Here is a 24194-nt window from a genome sequence, read left to right on the forward strand (position 1 = left end):
AGATGGCACTGATCCAGCCGCCCATGCTGACCCACGGCGGCACCCACCCCGCACGCGCCTTCCGGATGATGGTGCGCGATCTCGCGTCCGGCAACCAGGGCGTGACCGAAGGCAACGACTTGAAGGTCAGAGAGTGGTCCACCCCTGGCGCCGGCGTCCGCGTCGGCGACGGCTCCGCCGTGGTCCGCGGCGCCGCGTGGGGGCAGGGCTCCTACACGCAGTACAACGTGGGCGACGCCATCGTGCCGATCGCCCCCACGGGCTCCTCGGCGCGATCCGATCTCATCTGCCTGCGAGTTGAGGACCCGGAGTACGAGGGCAACCGCGATCCGGCGGCCGACGAGATCGGCTACTTCCACGTTGTGTCCGGCGTCTCCGTCACCGCGAAGGCAGTCCCGTCCGGGATGACGGCAATCCCACTGGCACGCGTCGACATCCCGGCGAACACGGCCACCATCACCAACGCCATGGTCACGGACCTGCGGCTGATCGCGAACCCCCGACGCGAGCGGAGGCTGTACACCGCCTACCCCAGCGCGCTGAACCGGCTGGTCGCACAAAACGGCCAGTGGTACAACTGGCCCGCCGCCGCCCGCTGGAAGGTCCCGATCCCGAGCTGGGCGACGAGCGCCAAACTGCTGGTGACACTCGCGGGCCTGCGTCTTTCGGAATCCGACGTGTACGCCAACATGCAGACGTCCTTGGGCACCGACACGGGGCAGACCACCTCCATCGACGACGACCAGGGTGCCAACATCCGCCGCAACACCGTCGTCCTCGCCGACACCATCACCCTTGCTGCGGCCCTGCGCGGCACCACCCAGGACCTCTTCGTGCGCACCCAGCCCTCCAAATCCGAGTGGGGCAACCTCGGCGTCGACGCCGCGACTTCCCTGATCGCCGATGTGGAGTTCACCGAAGGCGTCGCCTGACACGACACCGGCACCACCACACCACGGCGCGGGGGAGAAGCAGGAACGCGCCTGATGGCGTCGCCGTCGTACCGCTACCTCACCACCGACGCACTCACCAACAAGGTCCTCGCCTGGGACCTGCCCTTGACCGGCGTGGAGTTCGGGCCCGCACTGTCCGCGACCGGCAGCCTCACCGGCGCGGTCGAACCCCGCCTGGCCCACCTCGTCCGCTCCCAACTCGACCCCGGCAACACCAAGATCTACGCCGAGCGTGACGGGCGGCTGCTCTGGGGCGGCCTGATCTGGCGAGCCGACCCGCAGGGCCAACAGCTCAACATCGAGGCATCCGGATGGGGTTCCTACCCCTACCGGCGCTACGACCTCCATGGCCAGCTCAACGCGCGCGGTCCCTACACCTACGCGGACCCTTGCAAGGTCATTCGCGACGTGTGGGCGTACTGCCAGGAGACGCCGGACGGCCAGCTCGGTATCCAGGTCGACGACACCACTTCGAAGGTCACCGTCGGGACTCCGGAGGACCCCTACCGGATCGACTGGTGGGACACCCCGTCGCTCGGTGACGTCATCTCGGACATGGTCGCCGTCGAAGGCGGCCCCGAGTGGACCGAAGAGGCCACCTGGCAGAACGGCACGCCGCAGGGCCGCGTCCGAATCGGCTGGCCCCGCCTCGGCCGCCGCCGCACGGACATCCACTTCGAGTCCGGCGTGAACGTCGTCAAGGCGGTACCTGTTGAGTACGACGCCGACAACCTGGCCCAGGTCGTCATCGCGCTCGGCGCCGGCGAGGGCCGCAACCGGCGTCGAGCCGTCGACGCCGTACGGGACGGTCGGCTGCGCCTGGAGCACCTCCTAGAAGTACCAGAGGAGAAGGCGAACGACCGGCTGGCCGCACGCGCCCGCACGGAACGCATCTCCCGCCAGGTCATCGGCGAAGTCACCGAGATCACCGTCCGCGACCATCCTGCGGCCCGCTTCGGCTCCTGGCAGATCGGCGACGACGTACGGGCCCGGGTCCACGACCAGTGGACCGACTTCGACGCCTGGTCCCGCATCGTCGGCTGGCAGATCCGGCCCGCCTCCGGCGACACCCCCGAGCAGGCCGTCATCCAACTCCAGCGCGCAGACCGCTTCACCTACGGGGGAGGCACCGCGTGAGCAGCGACATCGCCCGACTGGCCGCCCGCGTCGCCGTCTTGGAACGGCAGCTGGCCCGCACGACCCGCACCGCCCGCATGGCGTACTCATCCGTCGAGGACGGCGCGATCGAGGTCTACGACCAGGACGGCACTCTGCGCGGCAGCATGGGTCTCCAGGACGACGGCACCGTCGGCTTCGTCGCCCACAACGGGCCGCCGCCTCCCACCCCCACGCCGCCCGTCGTGGAGTCCGCGCTGTCCGGGCTCACCGTGACCTGGCCGGGAACGTGGACGGACGCCGAGACCGCTCCGCTCGATCTGGCCGAGGTCCAAGTCCACCTGTCGACAACCGTCGGCGCCGAGCCGGACACCACCAGCCCCGTGGCCGCCTTCCACGCGGCCGTCGGCGGAAGCGTCACCCTCGCCACCGACACCTACACCCCGCTGTGGGTGCGCCTGATCGCGGTCAACACCTCCGGCACGGCCGGAGAGCCCTCGACCGCTGTGCAGGGCCTGGCCCGCAAGGCCGCCCCCGACGACCTCGTCAACGCGATCATCGACGAAACCAAGCTCGCACGCGGCGCGGTCACCGACGCGGCGCTCGCCCTCGGGGCCGTCAACTCCACGGCGCTCGCGGACGGCGCAGTGCTCGAAGAGAAGCTCGCCGCCAACTCCGTGACGCTGGGCAAGGTCGCGAGCGGCGCGATCACCCTCAGCTCACTCGGCGGCGCGCTCGCGGACGCCACCAGCCAGCGCCTCGTCGACACGATGGGCGAGGCCGCCGCCTGGCAGACCACCGATCAGGGCAGCGGCGCCACGTGGGCGCACCTCACCGGCGTACCGGACGCGCCCACCGGCCGGAACGTCGGTGAGGCGCGCGGCTTCATCCGGCTTCGTGGCACGACCCTCGTCCCGTACGAGCCCGGTGTCCTGTACCGGATCAGCGCCCGGATCCGGTCCACAGCCCAACTCGCCACCGGCCCGGACGCGTTCTACGTCGGCGTGCTCGGCGTGGGCGCAGATCAGACCACCCTGGTCAACCGCGCCGGAGCGAACACCCCGAACAGCCACTACTACATCGCAGCGTCGTATCGATCGCTGCCGACCATGGACGGCTGGGTCACGGTCGTCGGCTACCTCAAGGACCGCGCGGCCGCGGGCTCCGCCGGCCCCAACAACGACCCGCGCTCACCCGGCACCGTGCACGACGCCGTCCGATACATCACCCCCTACTTGTGGCTCAACTACGCCTCGATGGGTGTCTCCGGCTCCCCGGCCGTCATGCAGGTCGACGCCGTTGCCATCGAGGCGCTGAAGACCGGGATCGTCGACGCGACCAACCTCGTGAGCGGTTCGGTGACCGCCGCCGCGCTCGCGGCTGACTCGGTGATCGCCGGGAAGGTGGCGGCCGATGTCATCACGGGCCGTGAGATCGCAGCGAATTCGGTCACGGCGACCGAGATCGCGGCAGCCTCGATCTCCACGGACAAACTGGTGGTCGCGGGCGGTACGAACGTGCTCAGCGACCCCTCGTTCGAGGGCGCCTACACCGCGGCGATCGCCACGACCGTATGGTCCGTCGTCTCCGGCGGCAACGGCTCCGCGAAGGCGCTCCGCGTCGACGCCGCGGCGACGATCGCCACGACACGGTCCCTGAACCTCACGTCGATGCCGATCCTGAGCGGAGAGCAGCTCTACCTCGCCATCGACGCCAATGCGTCCGGCGACTGGGCGGGAGGCGCGCTCAAGTTCTACGCCCGGTGGTTGGACGGCACAGGCGCGACCGTCGGCTTCGGTGTCGCCCAGGTGGACGTCCCGGTTCGTGGCTCGTGGCAGCGCCTTGCAGCCACGGTCACGGCGCCGGCGAACACCACCGCGGCCACCGTCTGGGTGGAGACGTACCAGTCGACCGCCGGAGCCGTGCTGTGGGACAACGCAGTCGTCCGTCCGGTGGTCCCGGGCGTGCAGATCGCCGACGGCGCGGTCACCGCGCCCAAGATCCTCGCGGGAGCGGTGACCGCAGAGAAGATCGCGGCCCTGGCCATCACGGCTGAGAAGATCGCGGCGCTGTCCGTTACCACGGACAAGCTGAATGCACTGACCGTCACCTCAGACAAGATCGCGGCCAACGCCGTGACTGCAACGAAGCTCGCGGCGGGCTCAGTTGAGGCGCCCCACATCAAGGCGGGGGCAATCACGGCGGACAAGCTCGACGCCGACGCCATCAACGGCAAGACGATCAACGGTGCCGTCCTCACCAGCAGCACCCTTCAAACGGCTGCGAGCGGACAACGAGTCGTCATCTCCCCCGGAAACACCAATCCGGAGACCGGATCGATTGAGTTCTATTCCGGCAGTGCCGATGAATCGGCACCGGCAGAACTCAATACCGCCATCGCGTACGGCTCAGATTCCTCCGGCACTTACGAAGTCCCCAGCGTTTCTCTGAGCGCCCCCCAGGTGACCGGCTCAAGCCAGGAGACAGGGCTGTTCCTGCAAAGCCACGTTCCGGGCTATTCGGGGGCAGTCTTCAACGTCTACGCAAACGATCTGAGTGGCAACGGAGTTGCCTACATCAACGGATACGGAGCTGATACGTCGGCCGCCGGGTCATCCATCGAGTTGCATGTCCGCGATGCCCCGTCCAGCTCGGCGGAATCCTCTGCCAAGCTCACATCCAGCGGCTTCAGCGTCGCGGGAGTGTTCAAGGCCGGGAATATCGCCACCGGTCGCGTGACCATCACGCCGAGCGCGGCAAATACACCGACATCTGTCACGATCACCGGATTGAGCGTGAAAGGGACAACGTTCCGGGCTGTTGCAACGCCGTCAACGGCTGTTCCCGGTACAGCGGTTACGGGTGTCGGGGTTACCAACGTGTCCGCTACTGGCTTGACCGTCTGGGTGACAAGGACGAATACGACGAGTACAGCTGTGGACTGGATCGTGATTGGAAGCTGATGGAATACCCTACCGAAGGTGAAGAATGCAGCCTTCTGTGCTGCGCATTGTGGTGTGCCGTACCGATGAGTGTCCAGTCGCGGGCAACGGGTATGAGGTCACGCTGTGTGGGCCCAACTATCAACGATCGACGATTTCGCCGGCGCTGTCATGACCGTACGTTGTCTCAGCTGATTCCCAACGACGCTTCGCCCTCGTCGTCGCCGGGCTCATCCAAGTCGGCGAAGTTCTTGAGGTTCGGGGGCAATGGGAGGTCGTATTTCTCTGAGAGGTAGAGCGTCTGCGCGTATAGGCGCGCTTGCTTCGCAACATCCCCGATCACGTAGGCGTTGGTGCCAGTTGAGGCCACGAGGGCAACGACGGGGAGACCTTTGGCGGCTTTGCCCACGGACACGTGGGGTACGCCGTTCCACTGCTTCATCAGTTTCTCTAGCGCAGCGAGGATCCGATGGTCGTTGCGAAGCTTCTTGCTCCAGTTCTTCCGACCCTTCGCCGCAGCAGCAGCGAGATTGGCACTTCGCGCTGTCGCGGCCTTTGGGACCTGCTCACCGAAGGATCGGGTGACCATCCGGCGAACGACGTGTTGGAGTTCAGGGGCCTTGGCATCGAATCCGTAGGCATAACAGACCCTGGTCACAATCGCGTTCATCAAGATCTGCATCACCAGTAGATCGGTGGCAATCGCCACCGCTCCTCCGGCGAAGGGAACCATCGCCAAGGCACCCAAAGCAGCTCCCTCTGCCGCGCCGAAGGACCGCCACTGCAACACAAGCCGCCTCACGACCTCGTCTAGATCGGCAAGGTCGAGCTCGCGAAGGTCCGCCAGCGATGCGACATCCCGGCCCTTTCGGCGATGGAAATCAATCACCTTCTGCGGGTCAGTGAGCTCGACGACCCAGTCGTTGACGAGGTCTATCGTTCGCACGATTCCGTGGACCGTTGGCGCAAGGGCCGCGCCGGCGGCCTTCGTGCCGAACTCCTTGAGGGGCTCCGGCGTAGCCTCAGCAACGGCAGTACCGGCGCGGACAGCAAGCCCCTTCGTCTTCTCGCCAGCTGCGTCCAAGGCGGCACGGGCCTTGGGCGGCACCAACTCACGGCGCTTCGCCTTCTTGCCCCAGTGCGCGTTGAGTTCGCGCCATCGGCGCGACTCGTACGGCGAGATCGACAGGCTCGTCACGGGTTTGAGACTAGTACAACATCAGAGCCTCAGGCGGAGTTCACCGAGGTGTAGCGCAGAGGCCGAGGAACGCCGAGGTCCCGTAGCATGAGGTGCCGGCGCGGGGCCCCGATGGAGGAAAACGCCGTGACCGAGCCGCAGGGCCAGGACCCCACACCATGGGAACTGCTTCGGACCATGCAGCAGATGCGTGACGACCTGCGCGCTGACTTCGCCGCACTCGGCGCGAGGCTCGCCGAGATGGTGACACAGGTCCAGTACGAGGCCGATCGGCGCGCGGACGAACTCAGGATCAAGGCCGTCGAGGACGACGTCACGACCATGAAGCGAGAGCGTGAGACGGAGCGTCAAGAGGCCCGCAGCGTAAGACGGTTGGCCCTCACTGCCTTGGCCGCCCCCGTGGTGGTGGGAGTGATCGTCGCGATCGTGACCGGCAAGCTCGGACTGTAGGCTCAGAACAGCAGGCGCGGGGGAGAACTAGGAACGCGCCATGCCTGATCTCTGGCTACCTGGAGCCGAGCGGCACCCGCTCAGCGACACCGCACCCACCGACACGCAGTACGACCCACGGGTCATCTGGCACATCACATGGGACAAGAACGCCACGGCGGCCAACCCTGCCGATCTCGTGGCTTTCGACAAGCTCGTGCAGTACTTCACCGGCGGCGGCAAGGGAGTCGCGCCGCATCTGCTCTGGGATCCCTTCACGGGCAGGACCGCCCAGTTCTATCCGGCGAACAGCCGGTCCAAGTCGGTCGTCGACACCACCGGTGGCACCCGGACCAACCGCACGGGGAAGGTGTGTCTCCAAGTTGAGACGCTGTTCTTCCCGTACTGCCGCGTGAACGGGAAGTCGTACGCGACCGTCCGGGACACCCCGGCCAAGGGTCTCGGCAAGATTTTGGCCTGGGCCCGGAGTTGGGGAGTGCCGGACGTCTGGCCGATGGGCGCCCCGACCTGGAAGGCGAACCGCAGCGAGCACACCTGGGAGACGGAGGGCGGGCACTACGGCCACGGCCAAACGCCCGAGAACACGCACACCGACCCGGGCCCTATGCCGAAGTGGCCGACCAGCACGCCGACATCGCCCAAGCCGGGCCCGCCGGCGTTCCCCGGCCGAAGCGCCTTCGGGCCCGGCAAGTCGAACGCCTCGATCCTTCTGCTGGGTCAGCAGCTCGTGCGCAAGGGCTACGGCAAGCACTACCGCGTCGGCCCGTCCCGCGACTGGGGTGAGGCGGACCGCCTCAACGTCGTCGACTTCCAGCACGCCCAGAAGTGGAGCGGCTCCGACGCCGACGGCTACCCCGGCCCGGAGACCTGGCGCCGTCTCTTCGCCTGACCCCCTGACCAGCTCAAGGAGCACATCCCCATGAATCTCTACGCCTCGCTGCTGCGTACGGGAGTCCCGGCCGCGGTCGGCTGGCTCGTCGCGGTGGCCCTCCGACATGGACTCGATCTCGACGCCGCGACCGTCACGGGAGTCCTGACCCCGGTCGCTACCTTCTCCTACTACGGCGTCTTCCGGCTCGCCGAGGAGCATCTGTCGCCTCGGTTCGGCTGGCTGCTCGGCTACGCCCGTCCGCCGAAGTACGAGAACACGTCGCTCACCCTGCCGCGTACCTGACCGACGATGAGGTGACGTCGAGCGGCCAGAGAGCCCAGTATGGAAGAAGACCCCCGTCTCGCGACGGGGGTCTTCGACCTCTTGGAGACTCCACCCTATCGCCTCTTTGGCGGGGTCGGACTCTGCTTCCACGTTGGTTACAATCTATATGCAGACGTGACGTGAGCTGGAGGCGATGGAGTGGCAGAGGACAAGGCGCCGGCGGGAAGGAAGCCGTACCTGGCCGGCAGGGTCGAGTTCGCCGCGCTGTACGACGTGAGGCCACTCCAGGTCAGCCAGTGGATCAGCCGGGATCACACCCTCGACTACCGCTACGCCAAGATCATCAGCGGGTCGCCGTACTGGCTCCTCCAGTTCGTAAAGGGCTTCGGAGAGACGACCCCCCGTCCGAAGCACCTCAATCAGACGGTGCTTGAGCGGCTGGTCAAGGAGCAGGACCCGGGCTACTGGGTGAGGGACGTTGAACAACTGCCCCCGCTGGTAGGTCAGGCCGAGCTGGTGGCCCTGTTCCGACTCCCGTCCGGCGCGCTCCTGCGGAAGGCCATGAGTACAGGCCGGTTCCGGCCCGCTGACTACACCCTGTCCGGATCACCGATCTGGCTCCTGGGACCGGTAGTCGCAGACGCCCCCGCGCTACAGGCGGGTGCGCGTGGAGTGGACTGGGTGATCGACGAGGAAGTCTTGGCGGCCCTGCGTGACGGCAGTTACGACGGGCCCGGATCCAGGATCGTGCCGCGAGGTAAGGCGGCGAACAAGACCGCCGAATAGGTCCAGGTCAGAGGCTTGAATGCCTTGATCTAACTCCTGAATGCATATAGAATGGAAGCACATCCAAAGGGGTGCGCTTCATTCGTTCAAGGGGGGGATCGTGCAGCGATCCAGGGGGCCGCCGGGGGTGGTCGGCGGTGTTGTCGATCGACAATCCCCCTGTCCAGGGATAGATTCCAACACTTCAGCGTGTTGGGTCTATCTCTGAGAGGGGAGCCTTGCTGATCGAACAGCCGCCGTTGTTCGGCACCATCCAGCCCGTTCGCCACCCCGCCGATGTCCGCAGCCTGACCATCCAGCAGCGATTCGAGGCGTTCCATGCGCTCAACCCCTGGGTTCTCAGGGCGCTGATCCGGATGACCGCCGACTGTGCGGAGAAGGGGTTCGGCCGCATCGGCATCGGGATGCTCTTCGAGCTCCTGCGCTACCAGTACGGCGCGGCGACCCGAGGCGACGAGTTCGCGCTGAACAACGACTACCGCTCCCGGTACGTACGGCTCCTGCTGGCCGAACACCCGGAGTGGTCAGCCCTCTTCGAAGTCCGGGCCCTGCGCACGGACTGACCACGACCTCTTGGAGCCAGATCGTGAACGCACCGGCGGGCACCGCAAAGCCGCCCGCAGTCCAACTGAAAACACGCAAGCCGACGGGGATCGTCCCCTGGCCCCTCCTCCTCATCGAGGGCGAAGAGGGCGCGGGCAAGACCTACTCGGCCGCACAATTCTCCAGCAGCGACCGCATCGGCCAGATGTACTGGATCGATCTCGACGAGGGATCGGCCGACGAGTACGCGGCCATCGAGGGCGCCAACTATCTGATCATCGAGCACGACGGCACCTACCGCGACATTCTCGAACAGGTTGAGGCCGTGCACGCCGAGGCCAGGCGCGCGGCGGCGGCCGGAGAGCCCCCGGTCGTCCTGACTATCGACTCGGGATCCGCGCTGTGGCGGATGCTCACCAACTGGACCTACGAACGCGGTCGCCGGACACGCAAGAACCGTGCGCTGCTCCAGGAGGACCCGGACGCCGCGTTCGACATCGGCCGGAACCTCTGGAACGACGCCACGGAGCGGTGGAACAGGATCATCTACCTGCTGCGCACACTGCCCGGCATCGCCATCGTGCTGGCCCGCGGCAAGCAGGTCAGCGCCACGGACGACAACGGCCAGCCGATCCACAACAAGAGCGAGTGGAAGGTCTCGGCCCAGAAAGACCTTGGCTTCGACTCGTCGTGCTGGGTGCGCATGAAGCGCAATGCCGACCCGCAGGTCATCAAGGTCCGATCACTGCGGATGCGTGTCGAGAAGAACAAGCCGCTGCCGCTGCGGGACTTCAGCATCGAGGACCTGGTCTTCAACAAGCTGGGCTGCTCCGTCGAGTCCCAGCCGCGCATCATGCCCGCGCTCGTCGGCGATCTCGTACAGCCCTGGCTCGCCCGCATCGCCGGCCTGACGGACAAGAGGCTCCTTGAGGCGCTGTGGCGGGCCGTCCCAGATCCGGTGAACCGCCTGAGCCACGACGAAATCCTCACCATCCGGGCCGCCGCCGAGCAGCGCGCCGCCGAACTCGACAGCCCCCGGCGGGAGATGGGGGAGGGCCCACTGTCCGACGCCGACAAGCTCCGTGCCGCCGCCCAGCGCAAGGCCGACGAGCAGGACGCGGACGCCGAGCAGTGACCGCCAACGCTGACCTCTTGGAGACCTCCCCATGACCGTAGCCACAGTTGACGGCATCGCGCCTTCTATCTGGGATGCCGCACACGACGTGGACGCCCGTCGTCCCCGCTCTCGTCAGACACAGCTCGGCGCGTCCGACACCGTGTGCGGCCGACGCGCGGCCTACATCCTGCACGGCACCACACCGACTGATCACCCCGACAAGCGAGCGGCGATCCTCGGAACGTTCATTCACCACGGGCTGCTTGAGTCCGCGCGCACGGAGTACAGATGGTTGGTGGAACGCAGTGTCCAGGACGACCTGATCCGAGGGCATGTCGACATCGTGCAGCTCGACGCGGCTACCGCCGCTCGCCTGCCCGCTCGTCACCGGCCAGCGATACCCGCCGACGTCCTCACCGTGGAGGACGTGAAGACCAAGTCCACGTATCTGTGGGACCGCGTTCTTCGCTACGGTGCCACGGCCGCCGAGCTGCGGCAGGTCCAGCTGTACGCGGGCGCGCTGTTCGAGGTCGGGTTCGAGGACGTTCCCGGCCAGCGGTACCTGTCCCGCCTGGGGCCACTGGACATCGGCCGTATTCGCTTTCGGTTCATCAACCGGGACTCCGGCGCGGAGCACGTCCAGGAGATCGACTTCGACCCGCAGCGCGCAGCGGAGGCCCAGTGGTGGGTGGAACGCGTGCGCGAGACCGGCGACCCCGAGGAGATGCCCCGCGACTTCAACGGCCCCGGTCTGGACGCCATCTGCGACTACTGCCCGTTCCGCTCCCTGTGCTGGCCCGGGACAGCGCCGGGCGTGCCCGAGCAGACCGCTCTCATCCGCAACGACGCCGACCGCGAACAGGCGCTCATCGACTACGTGAAGGGACACGAACTCGCCAGCGAGGGCGACAGGGTCAAGAAGTTCGCACGCAAGAAGCTCGACCAATCCCCCGAGGGGATCTACGGCCCCAACAAGCTGTCCTGGCGCGGAGGCAACGACGAGGAGAGGGACGACGTGGAGGCGATGGTCGACCTGCATGAGGTCGCCGGAATCCCGGTCCCGATGACGCCGGACGTCAACCGCATGGTCAAGAACCTCAAGGACGCAGGACTGGCGATCCCCCGGCGGAAGACCGGCAAGAAGACGCGCGCGGTCATCAACATCGCGCCGGCCTGACCCGACTCCGATGAGTCTCAGCCCCGCCCGGGAGCGACCGGGCGGGGCACCCCGTCCTGCCGCCGTGCCTGTACCGCCCAAGGGGAACCGTGTCCATCCAACTGATGATTGCTGCGGCCTACTTGCCGCCTGACGTGCTCAGCCAGAGCCAGAAACTCGCCCTCATGAAGATCGCGGACAGTGCCGACGACGAGACGCGCCTCGCACGCCCCGGCCTCACCCGTCTCGCGGCATGGGTCGGCGTGACCGACAAACGCGCCATCACCATCGTCACGGAGCTGATAGCCAAAGGGCTTGTCGAGCGCGTGCAGACCGGCAAGGCGGGCCGCGCGGCGGTCTACCGGGTCTTCCCCCTCGGGGTACCGCCCACACCGACCACGCCCGAGCTCAAGGAGCGCCTGGAGGCTCGCAAGGCTGCTCCGAAGAACGCCAACAAGGCCCGCTCCGGAGTCGCGCGTTCGGCCCCCGCAAAGCCTGCGATGACCTATCAGGACGTCGAAGACCGCGAGGCCGCTCGCCAAGAGAAGGCCGAATCGCCGCAGGTCGAAGCTGGGTTCCACGCGGGGAACCCAGGCGAGGAGGCAGGGTTCCACGGGGGGAACCCGGACGGGCAGGACAGCCGGGTTCCATCCGTGGAACCCGGTGAGTCTCACGGGGGGAACCCACTGGGTTCCAGAGGTGGAACCCCTTCCTTTCCTGGTTCTTCCTCTGTCCTTCCTTCCCCCCTTACCCCCACGGCTGACGCCGCAGGGGAGCCCGCATCCGCTCCATCAGACAGCTCCGCCCTGGAGCGCGGGCAGCCGCCAAGGGGCTGCACGAAGCACCGGGGGCGCCCTGCCGCCTCCTGTCGTGGGTGCGGCACCAACCCGCGTGCAGGGCGCCGGAGGGAGCAGGAGGAGGCCAAGGACGAGGAACATCGGGAGCACGGGCGCTTCTGGGATGAGTGGCACGAGGACGCCGCCAGGCGCCGCCGACGGGTCGAGGAGCACCCGGAAGCGACCGAAGAGGCGCGCAGAGCTGTGCGCGAGGCCGTACGAGCACGGAAGGGCGACAGTCAGCGAAAAACTTAGGCACCCGAAAGAAAGTTGCACCAGAAATATGGACATCCCTGACAATGCATATAGAGTAGAACCAGAAAGAGGGGGAGGAGCCCCCTCTTGATCGGAAGGACGACATGAACTACCTGCCCATCCTTCGCCGCTGCCACAAGGGCGCGCTCGTGCTCGACAGCGGCGCTGCCGCCCGTGAGCAGATCCACGGACTCGCCGACCTCTACCGCCAAGACCCCAAGGGTGTCGGCGACATGCTCATCCAGATCGCCGACCTCAAGGATGTGCTCGACTGTGAGCGCCACCTCGGCGGGCTCGGGCGCGCCAAGCTGGTGCGGGACGAGGTCGTCGGCGAACTCCTCGACGACATCGGCGGCGCCGAGATCCACCTCGACCACCGTGAGAATCACCGGGCGCTTATGCAGGCCCGTGACCTCGCCCACCAGGCGCTGGACATCGCCGATGTCGCCATCCAGCGTGCCGATGAGCTGGAGGCTTCGACCGCCCTCGGCCGCCAGGCGCGAGAGGAACGGCGCAAGGCCCCGCGCTTGGTGTTCGTCACCCGCCTGTGGTGAGCGCGTTCACGTTCATCAATTTGGGCTGAGATAGATCCCAACTCTGTACTGTTGGCTGGCACACGACCTCTTGGAGAAGGAACTGTGAGCAACGACCTGGCGCCGCTGGCCCCGATGCCCGTACACAACAACACCGAAGACCCGCTGTGGCTGGCCCTGTGGGGCGCGTACGAGCCGGTCATCACCGCGCTGCGCCGCATCCCGCTCGTGACCAACGTCGAGTCCGGGAACATGTTCGCCATCACCGCCGAGCTCACCGACGGCTCGTACCTGTGGATCTCCTCGGTCGAGGACCTGCCCATGGACCCGGCCGCGCTCGGAGGCTTCCAGGTCAAGCGCCTCCACGACGACAACCCGAACATCGACGAGGTGTTCTACGACTCCACCGACAGCGGAGAGCAGTCGGAGCACGGCAACAACGTCGTCCCGCTCATCCAGGCCATCACGGCCTTCGTCACCGAGCGACGCCTCGCGCCACGCGTCACCCACCTGGTCTCCGTCCGATTTCAGGGCGTGACAGCGCAGCGCCAGCCGCTGTCCAAGCTGCTCCATGGCCCCCTCGCTGACAACGACGCGGCCATCAAGGAGTACGGCAACGCCGTGCGCGCCATGGCGGAGCAGGGCTGGACGTGCGTCCACGCGCAAGGCGGCACGGACTGGCCGCTCACCGTGTGGGAGCTGAACGACGAGGTCGCCACCATCTACCTCGCGTCCGCCGGACAGGTGATCGTCTGATGGCGGACACCGAAGCGGCCCCGCCGAATCCGGCGGAGGAGACCAGCAAGCGCCGCTGCACCTGCATCATCACCCACCCGCAGGACGACGCCGAACGCGCCCGGGCCCAGGCCGCGTTGGACAACGGACTCGCGACCAACGACGCCCACGGGGTGTTCGTCGCGTGCATGCAGCTCCTTCAGCCCTGCCCGGCCCGCTACGAGGTGGTGGCGCGATGACCGTCCTGTACGCGCTGCTCGTGCTCGCCCTCGGCGTCGGTGCCGGCCTCACCGCGATCGTTATCGAAGAGCGCCGCTGGGAGGCCCGCAGCCGGGCCCCGCGCCGCATGACCTACGGCGAAGTCCACCGCCGCCACGCCGCCCACCGCTGATCGCGCTGCCCGGCCCGACTCCGGGCCGGGCAGCCGCAGACCTCTTGGAGAACGTCCCGTGGGACACGACATCTACATCCAGACCTCTGACGGCAAAAGAGCCGAAGCGAGCGGGAACTGCTTCCGGTTCGCCTTCACCGCACTGCCGCGCACCCTCGACGCGATGAAGAACTTCGGAATGCTCGTCGAGCTGCCCGTCCCGTCCTACCCGGAGCTGTCCGCCTACGGGCTGGCGGGCGTGGATCTCCGGCCCGGCACCAAGTACGACGAGAGCACGGCGAACCGCGTCGCCGCATTTCGGACCGCCTACCAGGCTGTCAAGAACGCTTCCGAGACGGTACCGACCGGCATACCCAGGTACAAGATCGACTCGAACGACGGCTTCCTCGTGACGGTCGCCGAGATCAGCGTCGCCCTCGCCACCTATGACGCCCACCCGGGCGTGGCCATCGCAGAGATGCCCGTGGGTGACCCGACATGGGGGATCTGGATCTCCTTCCTGCGCCACGCGCAGGCGCACGGCGGTCTCCGCACTCACTGATCTCGGCCGTCGCCCGGCCCCGCGTAGCGGGGCCGGGCACGCAAGACCTCTTGGAGAACAACTACCAGCATGGCCACCTGGATTGACCTTTTGTGTGGCGCGGGCGGCAGTAGCACCGGACTTGTCGAAGCCGGGCACGAGCTGTTGCTCGGCATCAACCACTGGCGGCTCGCAATCGAGACGCACGCCGCCAACCATCCCAACTGTGAGCACGCCGTCATGACGCTCAGCGACGGCTTCCCCATGCGCATGCTGCCCAAGGCCGATGGACTGTGGGCATCCGTCATCTGCACCGAGATCAGCCCCGCGGGCGGCAAGCCCCGGGAAGCCAACCAACTTGATCTCCTCGACCTGCTCGAAGAAGAACGCGACGAGTGGGAGTCCCTGACCAAGGACGCCTTCGAGGCGACCCGGGTTACCGCGTGGTGCGTGGTGCGAGCCGCTGAAGCGAAGCGGTTCAAGGCCATCGTCGTAGAGAACGTCGTCGAATTCGGCCTGGACTGGATCCTGTTCGCGACCTGGCTCCAAGCCATGGAATTGCTCGGATACCAGTACCAGATCGTGTGCGTCAGCAGCGCCCACGTTGGTGATGACGTCAACCTGCGCGCCCCGCAGTGGCGTGACCGGATGTACGTGGTCTTCACCCTCAAGACCATGCGCAAGCCCGACCTGGAGCCCAGGCCGCTCGCTCCCTGTGTCGACTGCGGTGAAGACGTGCACGCCGTCCAGTCGTGGACCAAGACCGATGGCCTGCGTATCGGTAAGTACCGGCGCGACTACATCTATCGCTGCCCCAACACCCGTTGCCGCCACGCCATGGTCGAGCCGTACGTTCGCCCGGCCAGCGACATCATCGACTTCAGCGACCTCGGGAAGCGCATCGGCGACCGCAAGAAACCGCTCGCCGATACCACCATGGACCGAATCCGCGCAGGGCGCCGCAAGTTCCCCTGGCGCCCGTACTCGATCTCGCTCACCCACGGCAAGGACGGCGGGGACAGGGCGTACGCCGTCGAGGACCGGCCGATGCCCGCCCGGACGGTGAAGCAGGGAGACGCGCTCCTGGTGCCGACCGGCGGCTCGTGGAACACCGACGCCGTCCCCCTCGACGTGCCGATGCGTACTCGCACCACCCGCGAGAGCGAAGCCCTGCTGACGATGGACCCGTTCATCATCGAGTACCGCAACCACGCCACCGCCAGCCCCGTGAGCGACCCGCTCAGTGTCGTCACCGCTCAGGGCAACCACCACGGCCTCGTCACGCACGCCGGCACCACCCCCGAGCATGCGCGCAACACCCTCGTCGTGCCGTACCGCAAGGCCGCGGTGAAGACGGCCGCCGAACCCGTCCACACCCTCTCCACCCGCGACTCAGCCGCCTTGGTGCAAAACGCCCCGGACATCAACGACTGCTACTTCCGGATGCTCAAGCCCCGCGAACAGCTCGAAGGGCAGCGGTTCCCCAAGAAGTACGTCGTCTACGGCAACCAGGCCGAGCAGACCGCGCAGGCAGGCAACGCGGTCTCGGTCAATGTCGCCCGGTGGATAGGCCAGCGATTGGAGCCCATCCTGTGACCGGATCACGAACCCTGATCGGCACCCACGTCACCTCCCACGCCCCATGCTTCGGCGACGAGGACTTCGCCGTTGCCGACGACAGATGGAAGAACGGCGTCGAACTGGTCGCCATCTGCGAACCCGTTCTCTACGTCTGCGGAGGATGCCCCTTCCGGGCCGCCTGCATCCGGCAAGTCCTCCCAGCCAAAAGCCTGTTCACCGGCATCTGCGGCGGCCGGATCTGGCTCAACGGCGTGATCATCCACGAGCTGCCCGACGCCGACCCCAGCGAGCTGCCAGTCCCGGTCATCCGCAAATCGTGCGGCACGGCCGCCGGATCGCGCGCTCACCGCCGGGCGGTAGAGCAGCAGTGCCCCCGGTGCCTGCCCCACTACCGCCCCGGACCGAACCCACTGGACGCGGAGGAGCAGGCCGCGCAGCAGCTCGAACTCCCAGACGCTCCCTGACCAACCGAGAGGAATCGCAGTGAAGCACCTGACCGCAATATGCACCGGAACGCCGGACGGCTACCGGATTCGAGTTCTGGCCGAGGACCACGACGACTTGGTGGACCTCGTCTTCGACTGGGACAGCTTCCGCCCGGCCAGCGCCGGGCACCGGCTGATCGAGCACGGTTACATGATCCGACCCGACGCCCGAACCCAGGACGCGGTGAACGGCTGGAGAGAGGTCCCGGGCCAGTCCGGAACCTGGTCCGCGCCAGTCATGCCGACGAACGGGGGCGACCCAGTGACGCCCCCGATGCTCAGCGAGCGCCTCGTCGAGGCGGTCGTCCACTGGACGGAAGGCCGCCACGACGAGGCCCAGGAGATCCTGGCGGACCTCGCACGGAACGGGACGCCCTCGCTGATGTACGGAGTCGCGACGGGACTCGCAGTTATCGCGAAGGCAGCCTTGGCGAAGATGCAGGGACTCGATGCCGACACGGCGTACTGGATCATTCTGACTTCCGACGGCAGCCGTCCCGAGGACATCGTCCCGCAGCCACACCTCTTCGCAGCACGCTTCATCACCGCGTTCGCCAACGGGGACACCGCGACCACGCTCGCCCTCTACGGGGCCGCTTTCACCGCGCCGGACCCCGAACTGTTCTCCCACTGCCTGGAGATGCTGCTGGCGGCGACGGGTGAGGCAGTGCGCGCCGCCACTCCGGGGGCTGATCGATGACCAGCTCTGCCACCTACTCGTCCGACGGTCTGCGCTACGACGTTGCCGACCCGGCGACATGGAGCGTCCGGATCTGCGCGGGGCGATGCGGCACGTGCATCTTCCGGCCGGGCAACCTGATGCGCTTGGAAGAGGGGCGCGTGGCAGAGATGATCGCCAACGCCATCGCCGAGGAGGGGCACATCGTCTGCCACGCCACGCTCGGCACGGATGCCCCCGCCATCTGCGCGGGCTTCCCCGCGCACCAGAACGGCCGTGCCGCTTCCCTCTCCCTGCGCCTGGCCCGAGCCCGCGTCCTTCGTACCGTCTGGGTTCACGTCGACACCAGAAAGGTGAAGTCGTGACCAGCGCGCTCGCCCTGCTTGTCCTCCTCGCGTGGGCAGCGGGAGCCGTGGTCCTGGCGGGCGCCTCCCGGAAGCTGCTCGCCCACGACCCGACCCTGCGACTGGTGTGCCAACTGCGGCCGGCCGCCGTCGCCTTGTACCTCGCGGTGGTCATCGTCGCGTGGCCGGCGGCGGTGGCGGCGAAAGCTCTGTCGGATCTCTTCGACCGGGGCCGCAGGTGACCCATATCAAGCCGGGACGGATCTTCGTGGCCTGCGACCCGCGGGACAGCATCCGCATACGGATCGAGCAGTACAAGCCGGGGGACATGCGCGCCCTGGTCGCAGACGCCGCGACTGGCCGCAGGCGCCGCCTCATGCTGATCTCCGCCTTGCACGCGTCGGCCTTCACCAACGCCGGCGTGCCACGTCGGAGCGGATACGCCCCCGACGCAACAGAGTTGGCACCGCCCACAGCAGTTCCCCCGGTCGGAGTTCCGGGCGAGGAGGAACCGGACTGGTTCGAGGGAATGCCCGGCCGCCAGTTCAGGGTCGCGCTGCCGCCCCGGTTGACGCTCCTGAACGCCAACCAGCGGCTCCACCACCACAAACGCGCGGAGATCACCAGGGTGCTGCGGCGCGCGGCCTGGGCCGCCTCACGCGCAGTGCCACACCTGGAACGGGTCCACATCATCGGCGTCCTGCACCCCGAGGACGGGCAGAGGAGAGACCCGGCCAACTGGTACCCCAGCTTCAAGGCGTGCGTTGACGGGCTGGTGGACCAAGGCGTCCTGGACGACGACGACCACACGCGCGTCGTCGGCCCGGACATGCGCATGGGGCACGTGGTCGAGGGCGCGCGGCTCGTCCTGCACATACGCGACCTCATCCCTGCAGACATGGCAGCTGACCTGCGGAAATAAAGCCCTCCGGTGATCAAGAAAATCCACCGGAAATCTTGCCCCCCTCCCGAATGCATATAGAATAGAACCAGAAAGAAGGGGGAGTGGTCCCCTTCTTGAACCGTCAGGAGAGACCGTGACAGACCCCTTCAGTCCCGACCGCATCCGCCAGCGCCTGAGCGTCGAGCAGATCAGCCCCGCCCAGGCGGACCGGCTGGCCGAGGCCATCGCGGAATCCCTCCGGCGGACCTGCAAGGAGTGGTTCCCCGGGACCGACTATGACAACTGGCGGCAGATGCTCCCCGAACCGCTGCTCGACGTCCTGGTCCAACTCCTCACCTGGGACGAGGGCGGTCAAATCGTGGCCGACTACAGGCCCACCGCCGCAGCCACCTGCATCTTCCTGGATCTGCAGAACCGTCCCATCCCCGTCGGCTGACGCCGTCAACGACTCCGTCCGGCGACCATCGCATCCCGGCCGCCGGGCGGCCTTGTGTCAAGGAGGCACGTGAAGTGCAAGACCCCTGCCCGCTCGCGGACCGGCGGGTGTGTGAGGCCACCCGCAACCTCGCTCGCGCCGTACTGAGGCGCATGGCCGTGACGGCGGTAGCGATCGAGCCACGCATCAGGACTCTCGTCGCCACCCGCGACGACCTCAGCTATGCCCTATGGAGTCTGCACGGCGACGACGGGCGACTCCTTCTCCGGTTCGACCTGCAAAAACAGCCGGACCCGATCTGGGGCAAGCTCACCACCGATCTGTGCCTCCTCGCTCGGCTCGCGGACCTGCGCACGCACCCGCCCGGCTACTACTTCGTCCACCCGTTGACCGATGAGCGCGACATCGCCGTCGCTCTCCCCGCCAATCCCCGCGGCCTCCCTCCTCGCGAGATCGGCCCCCTTCGGTGGTAGCCGTCGGACAGGGTGGCCGCTCCGTCAACGGTGCGGCGCTCGTGGTCGGCATCAGTCCGGACTGACCCCTCCGTGCTCGCTCGCAGCAGGGCCGCAATATCCCCTGGATGCATATAGAAAAGAAGCATCCGGGGGTCCCTTCATCCTCAAGGAGGCATCCGTGCCCGCTCGCCCCTCGGTACCGGTCATCCACACGCCGGACCACCACTTCGCTGCGATGTTCCTCATCCTTCTCTCCCGCGCGCCCGACACCGCCACGCTCAGCGCCGCCACGCGCCTCGCCGACAGCGCGGTGGTCGCTTCCTGGGCGCTGCGCCCGGACGACCTCGAACCCCTCACCGTCGAGCAGTACCGGGAGTTGCTCACCTACGCCGCCGCTTCCGAAGTTCTCGACCTCGCCCTCTATCTGCGCGGCGACAGGAAGCACATCCGCACGCTCATGGACCACATCGGCCGAGAGATCGCGGAACTTCTCACCCACTACTCCGCGCCAGACCCCCAGGTCTGACGCCCGCCCCTGAGCATCAAGGAGACCTATGACCAGTCCATCCGCACGGCAGTGGTGGGTCATCTACCGGGAGCCGAACCCCGCACAGATAGACGTCGTTGCCGTCGAGACCCCTCCCGAGGACGACGCCGCCCATGACAAACGGTGCGCCGAACTGGAGGCATCCGGCCAGGCCGCCTACGTCGTCACCGCACCCGACGAGGACGTGGCAGGCGACATCGCTCTGCGGGTCTGGTCGGAAGAACTCGTCAACAGCCCGACACGGCTGGCGGCTGCAGACGCCTACCTCGCCTCCCTCAACCAGCCCACCGACTAGAGCCCTGGAGACCACATGAGTACGACCACTCTGCACACCGTGTCCGTCCGCGTCGCCGAGGAACTGGGTGTTCACCCGGACGCCGCCGCTCGCGCGCTGCGCGCCGCCCTCGGCCTCTTCCGCGCCCAGGCCCACCACCCCGCGATCACCAACGCCGGCATCACGCCCGCCGAATACCTCGGCCTCGCGCTGAAAAGCGACAGATTCAAGGCCCTGCTCATCGCCGCCACCTTGACGGCCGCTGGCCGGGACGCCGACGCCAGCCTCACCTGGACTGCCTATCTCGACCGGGAGATGGAGACCGCCAGGCGCGCCCACCAGGCCGTACCGGCGAACGCCATCCTCGGCGACCCGGACGCCATCCACCGCGTTGGCCGCCAACTCGGCCTCGCCGACGAGCACACCGACCGGCTCATACCTGGACTGGTCTTCACCATCGCGACCGGCTACCCCTACCGCTCCGCAGGCATGCGGCACCTCAGTCTCACTGACGTCCTCGCACAGCTCACCGCAGAGGACCTGACGGAACTGCTTCAGCACGCCGCGCTCGTCGACGCCGGACGCGCCGAGGAAGCCGCCGTCCTGCTGCGCCGCATCCAGCACGCCCCCTGACGGCGACGCGTGTCGGCCTGCACCCCCGCAGGCCGACACATGACGCCGCACGCAGACCTACGAGCCAGGAGGACCAGCATGAGCCAACTCGACTTGTTCGCCGTCCCTGATGAGCCAGACCAGCCACCCGCGCCGCCCGCCCCTGCCGCGCCGACCCGCGAGTACCTCACCGACCTACCGCCGGCCCCCGCGCCCGTGACCATGCCCGCTGCCAGGCCTCGCCCTTCCCTGGCGGTCGTCAAGCCCAAGCTGGGTCACTACCGCCCGGCGCAGAGCAACCCGCACGCGCACGCGTTCGAGATCGCGGAAGCCGTCAGCTACGCCTGGCACCACGCGCACGGGGGGAGCAGCATCGAAATCCCCATCGGTGCGGTCGCTGCGCTCGCACTGTGGCCCCTGCGCGGCCCGGACGCCTACCTCGCCGCCGACTGGTGGCTCAGCCTCGACGACACCGAGCTGCTGGCCGCCTTTCGCGAGTGCTGGGCCCGCATGTGGATCATGCGACCCGACCTCATCGACCGAGCCACACCTCTCCACAAGTGGGTCGACGACGAGAAGCCCGATGCTCGGCGAGCCACCGCCGTACGAGCCGTCGTTGAGGCCGCGCTCACCAACGGGCTGCTGCACCTGACCGCAAGCGGTGACCCCGATCTCCGCTCCACCACCGACGTGATCGGAACCCTACTTGCCGTCATGCGCTCCGAGGGCGCTCACGATGCACTCGCGGAGATACACACGCCGCCGGACGTCGCCTACCTGATGGCCAGGATGCTGCTCGACGACATGCCGCTTGAGCCCGGCATGAAGTTCGACGAGCCCGCGGGCGGGACCGGTGGCATGTACCGCGCCGCCGTACAGGTCATGCGTGAACGCGGCATCGACCCGCACCAGTTCGGATGGTCGCTGACGGACATCGATCCCCTCGCGGCGGCGGGTGCCGCCGTCAACGCGATCCTCTGGGACCTCGGCCCGCACGTACTCATCGGGTGCGGCGACACCCTGCACGAAGGCAACGTGCCCGCCAGGGCTGCCCGGGAGGCATTGGAGTCCCTGGAACGGCGCGATCGACTGCACTCGCAGGCCGTCTTCCTCGCGGCGATCCAGAAGGTCGAAGCTCTGATGCGCGATGTAGCGGCCTGACCTGCGAAAACTGTCTTAGTCGATCTTGAACCCCCCCCTGAATGCATATAGAATAGAACCAGAAGGGGAGGGGAGTCATGGAAGAGCCACCGTTCACATTCCCGTACTGCCGCAGTCACGACGTCCGGTGCCAGGAACTGGGTTGCGACGCCTGCGGCTGCGACCACTGCTTCGACTGCGGAGCCTGCCCCACCGAGGCGTGCGACCACGACGCCTAGCGGTCGGCCGACCACGACTTCCACAACACCACGACTGGAGCGCAGATGACCTACAAGAAGGGCGACCGCATCGCCCTCGTACACACCACCGACTCGCACACCGAACTCAAGCCCGGCGACGAAGGCACCGTCCACCGGTTCGACGCCAACCTCTCCATCCTCTCCGTGACCTGGGACAGCGGCTCCACCCTCTCGATGCTCCTCGACGACGGCGACGAAGTACGTCCCGCGTAGCCACACCGGGCCCGCCCCGGCAGGGGCGGGCCCCGCTTCACCCGCAGACCTCTTGGAGAACGACACATGCTCATTACCGACGCCGCAGTCCGAGAAGCCGCGGCCAACCTCGCCCAAAGCCTCGGCGGCGACTGGGCGGTCGACACCGCAGCGCCCGCCGACGGCGCAGCCCACCTCGTCTACAGCGACGGACGAGGCATCAGCTTCCGCCCCATCTTCGGCGGAACCACCGTCCAGCTCTGGATCACCGGCAGCGCCGCACCCCCGCTTCCCGACGACGCCACCCTTGCCGAGCGAGCCGTCTACGAAGCGCAGGTCGCCGCGCGCCTTCCTGAGGGGCACCGCTACAACCAGTCGACCACCCTCGTTACCGAGACCGATGAGAACCCCGAACACATCATCCTGAGCACCCTCGAAGACGCCCTTCTCCCTGCCTTCGAGTGCAAACCCCGCTACGTCGGCCACCGGCCGTGGATAGACCTCTTCGACAACGCCCTTGCCGCGGCGACCGCCGAACGGGAAGCCCCGTCGGTCGTCGATGACCACGGCCATGACCACGAGGCCGAGGTCGAGCCGCCCCCGCAGGACGGTGTCGAGCCCAACGCCGATGCTGACTCGAACGCCTACGTGGAGCCGGATGGGGGCGGTGAAGAGGTGGCGGCTGAGGAGTCGGCGCTGCTGAAGCAGGCATTCGAGGAGGTTCCGAGCCCCGAACCGGACACCGAGCCCGAAGCCGCCCCAGAATCAACGTCCGACGGCACCAGCAACGGCAACGACACGACTGACCAGCCCGTTTCTGAGCCGAACCCCGCCACCAGCCGTCGTCCCCGCAAGCGAAACCCGAAGCGCCGCACGACGGCCACCGCCACCGAGTCAACGTCCTGACTCGATCGAGGGGCGCGGCCATACGTCGCGCCCTTCCCCGAGCGCCATCCGCTATGAGCTCAAGAGGCAGTGGCCATCGATGCCCAGTGCGCAGTGGCCGACTTGCTCCACGACGCCGGCAAGGTCCACGAAACCTCGCCTCCGAGGCCGCCGCAATTCAGCCGCCTTGTGGGCTCCACACCAGACATGAAAGTTCAGCCATGAGCGCCGCCTCAAACCCGCCGATGCCCAACCCCCGTCAGTCCAACGGCTTCCTCGTCACCGTCAGCCTGCCGTCCCTGGTCATAGCAGCTCGCCTCCGCCGAGGTGACGTCTTCGCACTCCCAGAGAACCCCAACGAGCACCTGAAGATTGAGACCATTGCGCCCCATCCGGAACTCGGCTCACGACTGATCATCATTCCGACCGACGAGACGACCCAGTTCACGCTGCACGTCGACGAGCCCGTTGAGCCCGTGAGCATGCCACGCACCGTCCAGGTCACGTGCCAGCTGTGCGGCACGGACACTACGACGGCCCTCGACCTCGTCACCCAGGGAGAGCCAAAGACCTGGGTCTGCAACCGGCACTAGTTTCGGATTGGCACCCGGGACGGCCGCCACAGCAGCCGTCCCGGGCATGTCGAAAGCGAGACACGGACCGTGATCGACAACATTGGACGGAGACGTTTTCGTGGTAGGCCATGGGGCGCA

At 67.4% G+C, this 24194-nt stretch carries 32 protein-coding genes; 31 read left to right on the forward strand and 1 reads right to left on the reverse strand.

All coding sequences use genetic code 11. The annotated features are described in order from the left end of the window. Window positions 1-2: 2 nt before the first annotated feature. From G3I77_RS02155 to G3I77_RS02165, 3 genes are read left to right on the forward strand one after another with little or no spacing between them, the layout of a single operon-like run. Window positions 3-932, forward strand: a complete 930-nt coding sequence (locus G3I77_RS02155; protein WP_248500692.1) for a hypothetical protein — start codon at window positions 3-5, stop codon at window positions 930-932. 54 nt (window positions 933-986) lie between these two features. Further along, window positions 987-2090, forward strand: coding sequence for a hypothetical protein (locus G3I77_RS02160; RefSeq protein WP_248500693.1), 1104 nt, complete (start codon window positions 987-989; stop codon window positions 2088-2090). Next, the gene (locus G3I77_RS02165; protein WP_248500694.1) at window positions 2087-5032 is read left to right on the forward strand and encodes a hypothetical protein; all 2946 of its coding nucleotides are present in this window, start codon (window positions 2087-2089) and stop codon (window positions 5030-5032) included. The genes G3I77_RS02160 and G3I77_RS02165 overlap by 4 nt, the downstream gene beginning before the upstream one ends. 166 nt (window positions 5033-5198) lie before the next feature. Here the strand turns inward: G3I77_RS02165 and G3I77_RS02170 are convergent, their stop codons facing one another. After that, a complete protein-coding gene (locus G3I77_RS02170; RefSeq protein ID WP_248500695.1) occupies window positions 5199-6209 on the reverse strand; it encodes an EcsC family protein in 1011 nt (336 codons plus the stop codon). A gap of 126 nt (window positions 6210-6335) precedes the next feature. Between G3I77_RS02170 and G3I77_RS02175 the strand changes: the two genes are divergently transcribed. From G3I77_RS02175 to G3I77_RS02310, 28 genes are all read left to right on the forward strand, one after another. Beyond that, window positions 6336-6659: a hypothetical protein gene (locus G3I77_RS02175; RefSeq protein ID WP_248500696.1), complete on the forward strand. Its 324-nt coding sequence runs from the start codon at window positions 6336-6338 to the stop codon at window positions 6657-6659. 40 nt (window positions 6660-6699) lie between these two features. Then, window positions 6700-7548: a peptidoglycan-binding protein gene (locus G3I77_RS02180; RefSeq protein WP_248500697.1), complete on the forward strand. Its 849-nt coding sequence runs from the start codon at window positions 6700-6702 to the stop codon at window positions 7546-7548. Window positions 7549-7578: 30 nt separating this feature from the next. After that, window positions 7579-7833, forward strand: coding sequence for a hypothetical protein (locus G3I77_RS02185; protein WP_248500698.1), 255 nt, complete (start codon window positions 7579-7581; stop codon window positions 7831-7833). 180 nt (window positions 7834-8013) lie between these two features. Beyond that, window positions 8014-8601: a hypothetical protein gene (locus G3I77_RS02190; RefSeq protein ID WP_248500699.1), complete on the forward strand. Its 588-nt coding sequence runs from the start codon at window positions 8014-8016 to the stop codon at window positions 8599-8601. Between the two features lie 218 nt (window positions 8602-8819). Next, complete coding sequence (locus tag G3I77_RS02195; RefSeq protein ID WP_248500700.1) at window positions 8820-9164, forward strand: hypothetical protein; 345 nt, start codon at window positions 8820-8822, stop codon at window positions 9162-9164. Between the two features lie 23 nt (window positions 9165-9187). Next, window positions 9188-10279 (forward strand): AAA family ATPase, encoded by a 1092-nt coding sequence (locus G3I77_RS02200; RefSeq protein WP_248500701.1) that lies wholly within the window; start codon window positions 9188-9190, stop codon window positions 10277-10279. 277 nt (window positions 10280-10556) lie between these two features. After that, window positions 10557-11438 (forward strand): PD-(D/E)XK nuclease family protein, encoded by an 882-nt coding sequence (locus G3I77_RS02205; protein ID WP_248500702.1) that lies wholly within the window; start codon window positions 10557-10559, stop codon window positions 11436-11438. Window positions 11439-11527: 89 nt separating this feature from the next. Beyond that, window positions 11528-12508 (forward strand): helix-turn-helix domain-containing protein, encoded by a 981-nt coding sequence (locus G3I77_RS02210; RefSeq protein WP_248500703.1) that lies wholly within the window; start codon window positions 11528-11530, stop codon window positions 12506-12508. Between the two features lie 104 nt (window positions 12509-12612). Beyond that, complete coding sequence (locus G3I77_RS02215; RefSeq protein ID WP_248500704.1) at window positions 12613-13062, forward strand: hypothetical protein; 450 nt, start codon at window positions 12613-12615, stop codon at window positions 13060-13062. Between the two features lie 84 nt (window positions 13063-13146). Next, on the forward strand, window positions 13147-13797 hold the full coding sequence (locus G3I77_RS02220) for a hypothetical protein (RefSeq protein ID WP_248500705.1): 651 nt from the start codon (window positions 13147-13149) through the stop codon (window positions 13795-13797). After that, a complete protein-coding gene (locus G3I77_RS02225; protein WP_248500706.1) occupies window positions 13797-14015 on the forward strand; it encodes a hypothetical protein in 219 nt (72 codons plus the stop codon). The genes G3I77_RS02220 and G3I77_RS02225 overlap by 1 nt, the downstream gene beginning before the upstream one ends. Further along, window positions 14012-14167 carry a hypothetical protein gene (locus tag G3I77_RS02230; RefSeq protein ID WP_248500707.1) on the forward strand — a complete coding sequence of 52 codons (156 nt, stop codon included), beginning with the start codon at window positions 14012-14014 and terminating at the stop codon, window positions 14165-14167. The genes G3I77_RS02225 and G3I77_RS02230 overlap by 4 nt, the downstream gene beginning before the upstream one ends. 58 nt (window positions 14168-14225) lie before the next feature. Then, window positions 14226-14708, forward strand: coding sequence for a hypothetical protein (locus tag G3I77_RS02235; RefSeq protein ID WP_248500708.1), 483 nt, complete (start codon window positions 14226-14228; stop codon window positions 14706-14708). A gap of 69 nt (window positions 14709-14777) precedes the next feature. Beyond that, window positions 14778-16283, forward strand: a complete 1506-nt coding sequence (locus G3I77_RS02240) for a DNA cytosine methyltransferase (RefSeq protein ID WP_248500709.1) — start codon at window positions 14778-14780, stop codon at window positions 16281-16283. Beyond that, window positions 16280-16732, forward strand: a complete 453-nt coding sequence (locus tag G3I77_RS02245; protein ID WP_060904441.1) for a hypothetical protein — start codon at window positions 16280-16282, stop codon at window positions 16730-16732. The genes G3I77_RS02240 and G3I77_RS02245 overlap by 4 nt, the downstream gene beginning before the upstream one ends. Window positions 16733-16751: 19 nt before the next feature. Beyond that, a complete protein-coding gene (locus G3I77_RS02250; RefSeq protein ID WP_248500710.1) occupies window positions 16752-17453 on the forward strand; it encodes a hypothetical protein in 702 nt (233 codons plus the stop codon). Continuing rightward, entirely contained in the window at window positions 17450-17797 is a 348-nt protein-coding gene (locus G3I77_RS02255) for a hypothetical protein (RefSeq protein WP_248500711.1), read from the forward strand. Before G3I77_RS02250 ends, G3I77_RS02255 begins: the two co-directional genes overlap by 4 nt. Next, the gene (locus G3I77_RS02260; RefSeq protein WP_248500712.1) at window positions 17794-18018 is read left to right on the forward strand and encodes a hypothetical protein; all 225 of its coding nucleotides are present in this window, start codon (window positions 17794-17796) and stop codon (window positions 18016-18018) included. Before G3I77_RS02255 ends, G3I77_RS02260 begins: the two co-directional genes overlap by 4 nt. Continuing rightward, window positions 18015-18698, forward strand: coding sequence for a hypothetical protein (locus G3I77_RS02265; protein ID WP_248500713.1), 684 nt, complete (start codon window positions 18015-18017; stop codon window positions 18696-18698). The genes G3I77_RS02260 and G3I77_RS02265 overlap by 4 nt, the downstream gene beginning before the upstream one ends. 115 nt (window positions 18699-18813) lie before the next feature. Beyond that, window positions 18814-19116 (forward strand): hypothetical protein, encoded by a 303-nt coding sequence (locus tag G3I77_RS02270; RefSeq protein ID WP_248500714.1) that lies wholly within the window; start codon window positions 18814-18816, stop codon window positions 19114-19116. A 74-nt stretch (window positions 19117-19190) separates the two neighbouring features. Further along, window positions 19191-19589 (forward strand): hypothetical protein, encoded by a 399-nt coding sequence (locus G3I77_RS02275; protein WP_248500715.1) that lies wholly within the window; start codon window positions 19191-19193, stop codon window positions 19587-19589. A gap of 160 nt (window positions 19590-19749) precedes the next feature. Then, entirely contained in the window at window positions 19750-20097 is a 348-nt protein-coding gene (locus G3I77_RS02280; RefSeq protein ID WP_248500716.1) for a hypothetical protein, read from the forward strand. A gap of 28 nt (window positions 20098-20125) precedes the next feature. After that, entirely contained in the window at window positions 20126-20413 is a 288-nt protein-coding gene (locus G3I77_RS02285) for a hypothetical protein (RefSeq protein ID WP_248500717.1), read from the forward strand. A gap of 15 nt (window positions 20414-20428) precedes the next feature. After that, window positions 20429-21025 (forward strand): hypothetical protein, encoded by a 597-nt coding sequence (locus G3I77_RS02290; protein WP_248500718.1) that lies wholly within the window; start codon window positions 20429-20431, stop codon window positions 21023-21025. Between the two features lie 78 nt (window positions 21026-21103). Next, entirely contained in the window at window positions 21104-22165 is a 1062-nt protein-coding gene (locus tag G3I77_RS02295) for an SAM-dependent methyltransferase (RefSeq protein ID WP_248500719.1), read from the forward strand. Window positions 22166-22428: 263 nt separating this feature from the next. After that, window positions 22429-22617, forward strand: coding sequence for a DUF4314 domain-containing protein (locus G3I77_RS02300; protein ID WP_248500720.1), 189 nt, complete (start codon window positions 22429-22431; stop codon window positions 22615-22617). A 66-nt stretch (window positions 22618-22683) separates the two neighbouring features. After that, a complete protein-coding gene (locus G3I77_RS02305) occupies window positions 22684-23502 on the forward strand; it encodes a hypothetical protein (protein WP_248500721.1) in 819 nt (272 codons plus the stop codon). A 200-nt stretch (window positions 23503-23702) separates the two neighbouring features. Next, on the forward strand, window positions 23703-24074 hold the full coding sequence (locus tag G3I77_RS02310) for a hypothetical protein (protein ID WP_248500722.1): 372 nt from the start codon (window positions 23703-23705) through the stop codon (window positions 24072-24074). Window positions 24075-24194: the final 120 nt, after the last annotated feature.

Source organism: Streptomyces sp. D2-8, assembly GCF_023184515.1.
In the GTDB taxonomy this organism is placed as follows: Bacteria; Actinomycetota; Actinomycetes; order Streptomycetales; family Streptomycetaceae; genus Streptomyces.

Coding starts and splice junctions, on each gene's coding strand:
- G3I77_RS02215 (WP_248500704.1), top strand. CDS start 12,613: ATGAACTACCTGCCCATCCTTCGCCGCTGCCACAAGGGCGCGCTCGTG.
- G3I77_RS02310 (WP_248500722.1), top strand. CDS start 23,703: ATGAGCGCCGCCTCAAACCCGCCGATGCCCAACCCCCGTCAGTCCAAC.
- G3I77_RS02290 (WP_248500718.1), top strand. CDS start 20,429: ATGAGTACGACCACTCTGCACACCGTGTCCGTCCGCGTCGCCGAGGAA.
- G3I77_RS02180 (WP_248500697.1), top strand. CDS start 6,700: ATGCCTGATCTCTGGCTACCTGGAGCCGAGCGGCACCCGCTCAGCGAC.
- G3I77_RS02230 (WP_248500707.1), top strand. CDS start 14,012: ATGACCGTCCTGTACGCGCTGCTCGTGCTCGCCCTCGGCGTCGGTGCC.
- G3I77_RS02255 (WP_248500711.1), top strand. CDS start 17,450: ATGACCAGCTCTGCCACCTACTCGTCCGACGGTCTGCGCTACGACGTT.
- G3I77_RS02305 (WP_248500721.1), top strand. CDS start 22,684: ATGCTCATTACCGACGCCGCAGTCCGAGAAGCCGCGGCCAACCTCGCC.
- G3I77_RS02300 (WP_248500720.1), top strand. CDS start 22,429: ATGACCTACAAGAAGGGCGACCGCATCGCCCTCGTACACACCACCGAC.
- G3I77_RS02225 (WP_248500706.1), top strand. CDS start 13,797: ATGGCGGACACCGAAGCGGCCCCGCCGAATCCGGCGGAGGAGACCAGC.
- G3I77_RS02285 (WP_248500717.1), top strand. CDS start 20,126: ATGACCAGTCCATCCGCACGGCAGTGGTGGGTCATCTACCGGGAGCCG.
- G3I77_RS02160 (WP_248500693.1), top strand. CDS start 987: ATGGCGTCGCCGTCGTACCGCTACCTCACCACCGACGCACTCACCAAC.
- G3I77_RS02240 (WP_248500709.1), top strand. CDS start 14,778: ATGGCCACCTGGATTGACCTTTTGTGTGGCGCGGGCGGCAGTAGCACC.
- G3I77_RS02185 (WP_248500698.1), top strand. CDS start 7,579: ATGAATCTCTACGCCTCGCTGCTGCGTACGGGAGTCCCGGCCGCGGTC.
- G3I77_RS02155 (WP_248500692.1), top strand. CDS start 3: ATGGCACTGATCCAGCCGCCCATGCTGACCCACGGCGGCACCCACCCC.
- G3I77_RS02295 (WP_248500719.1), top strand. CDS start 21,104: ATGAGCCAACTCGACTTGTTCGCCGTCCCTGATGAGCCAGACCAGCCA.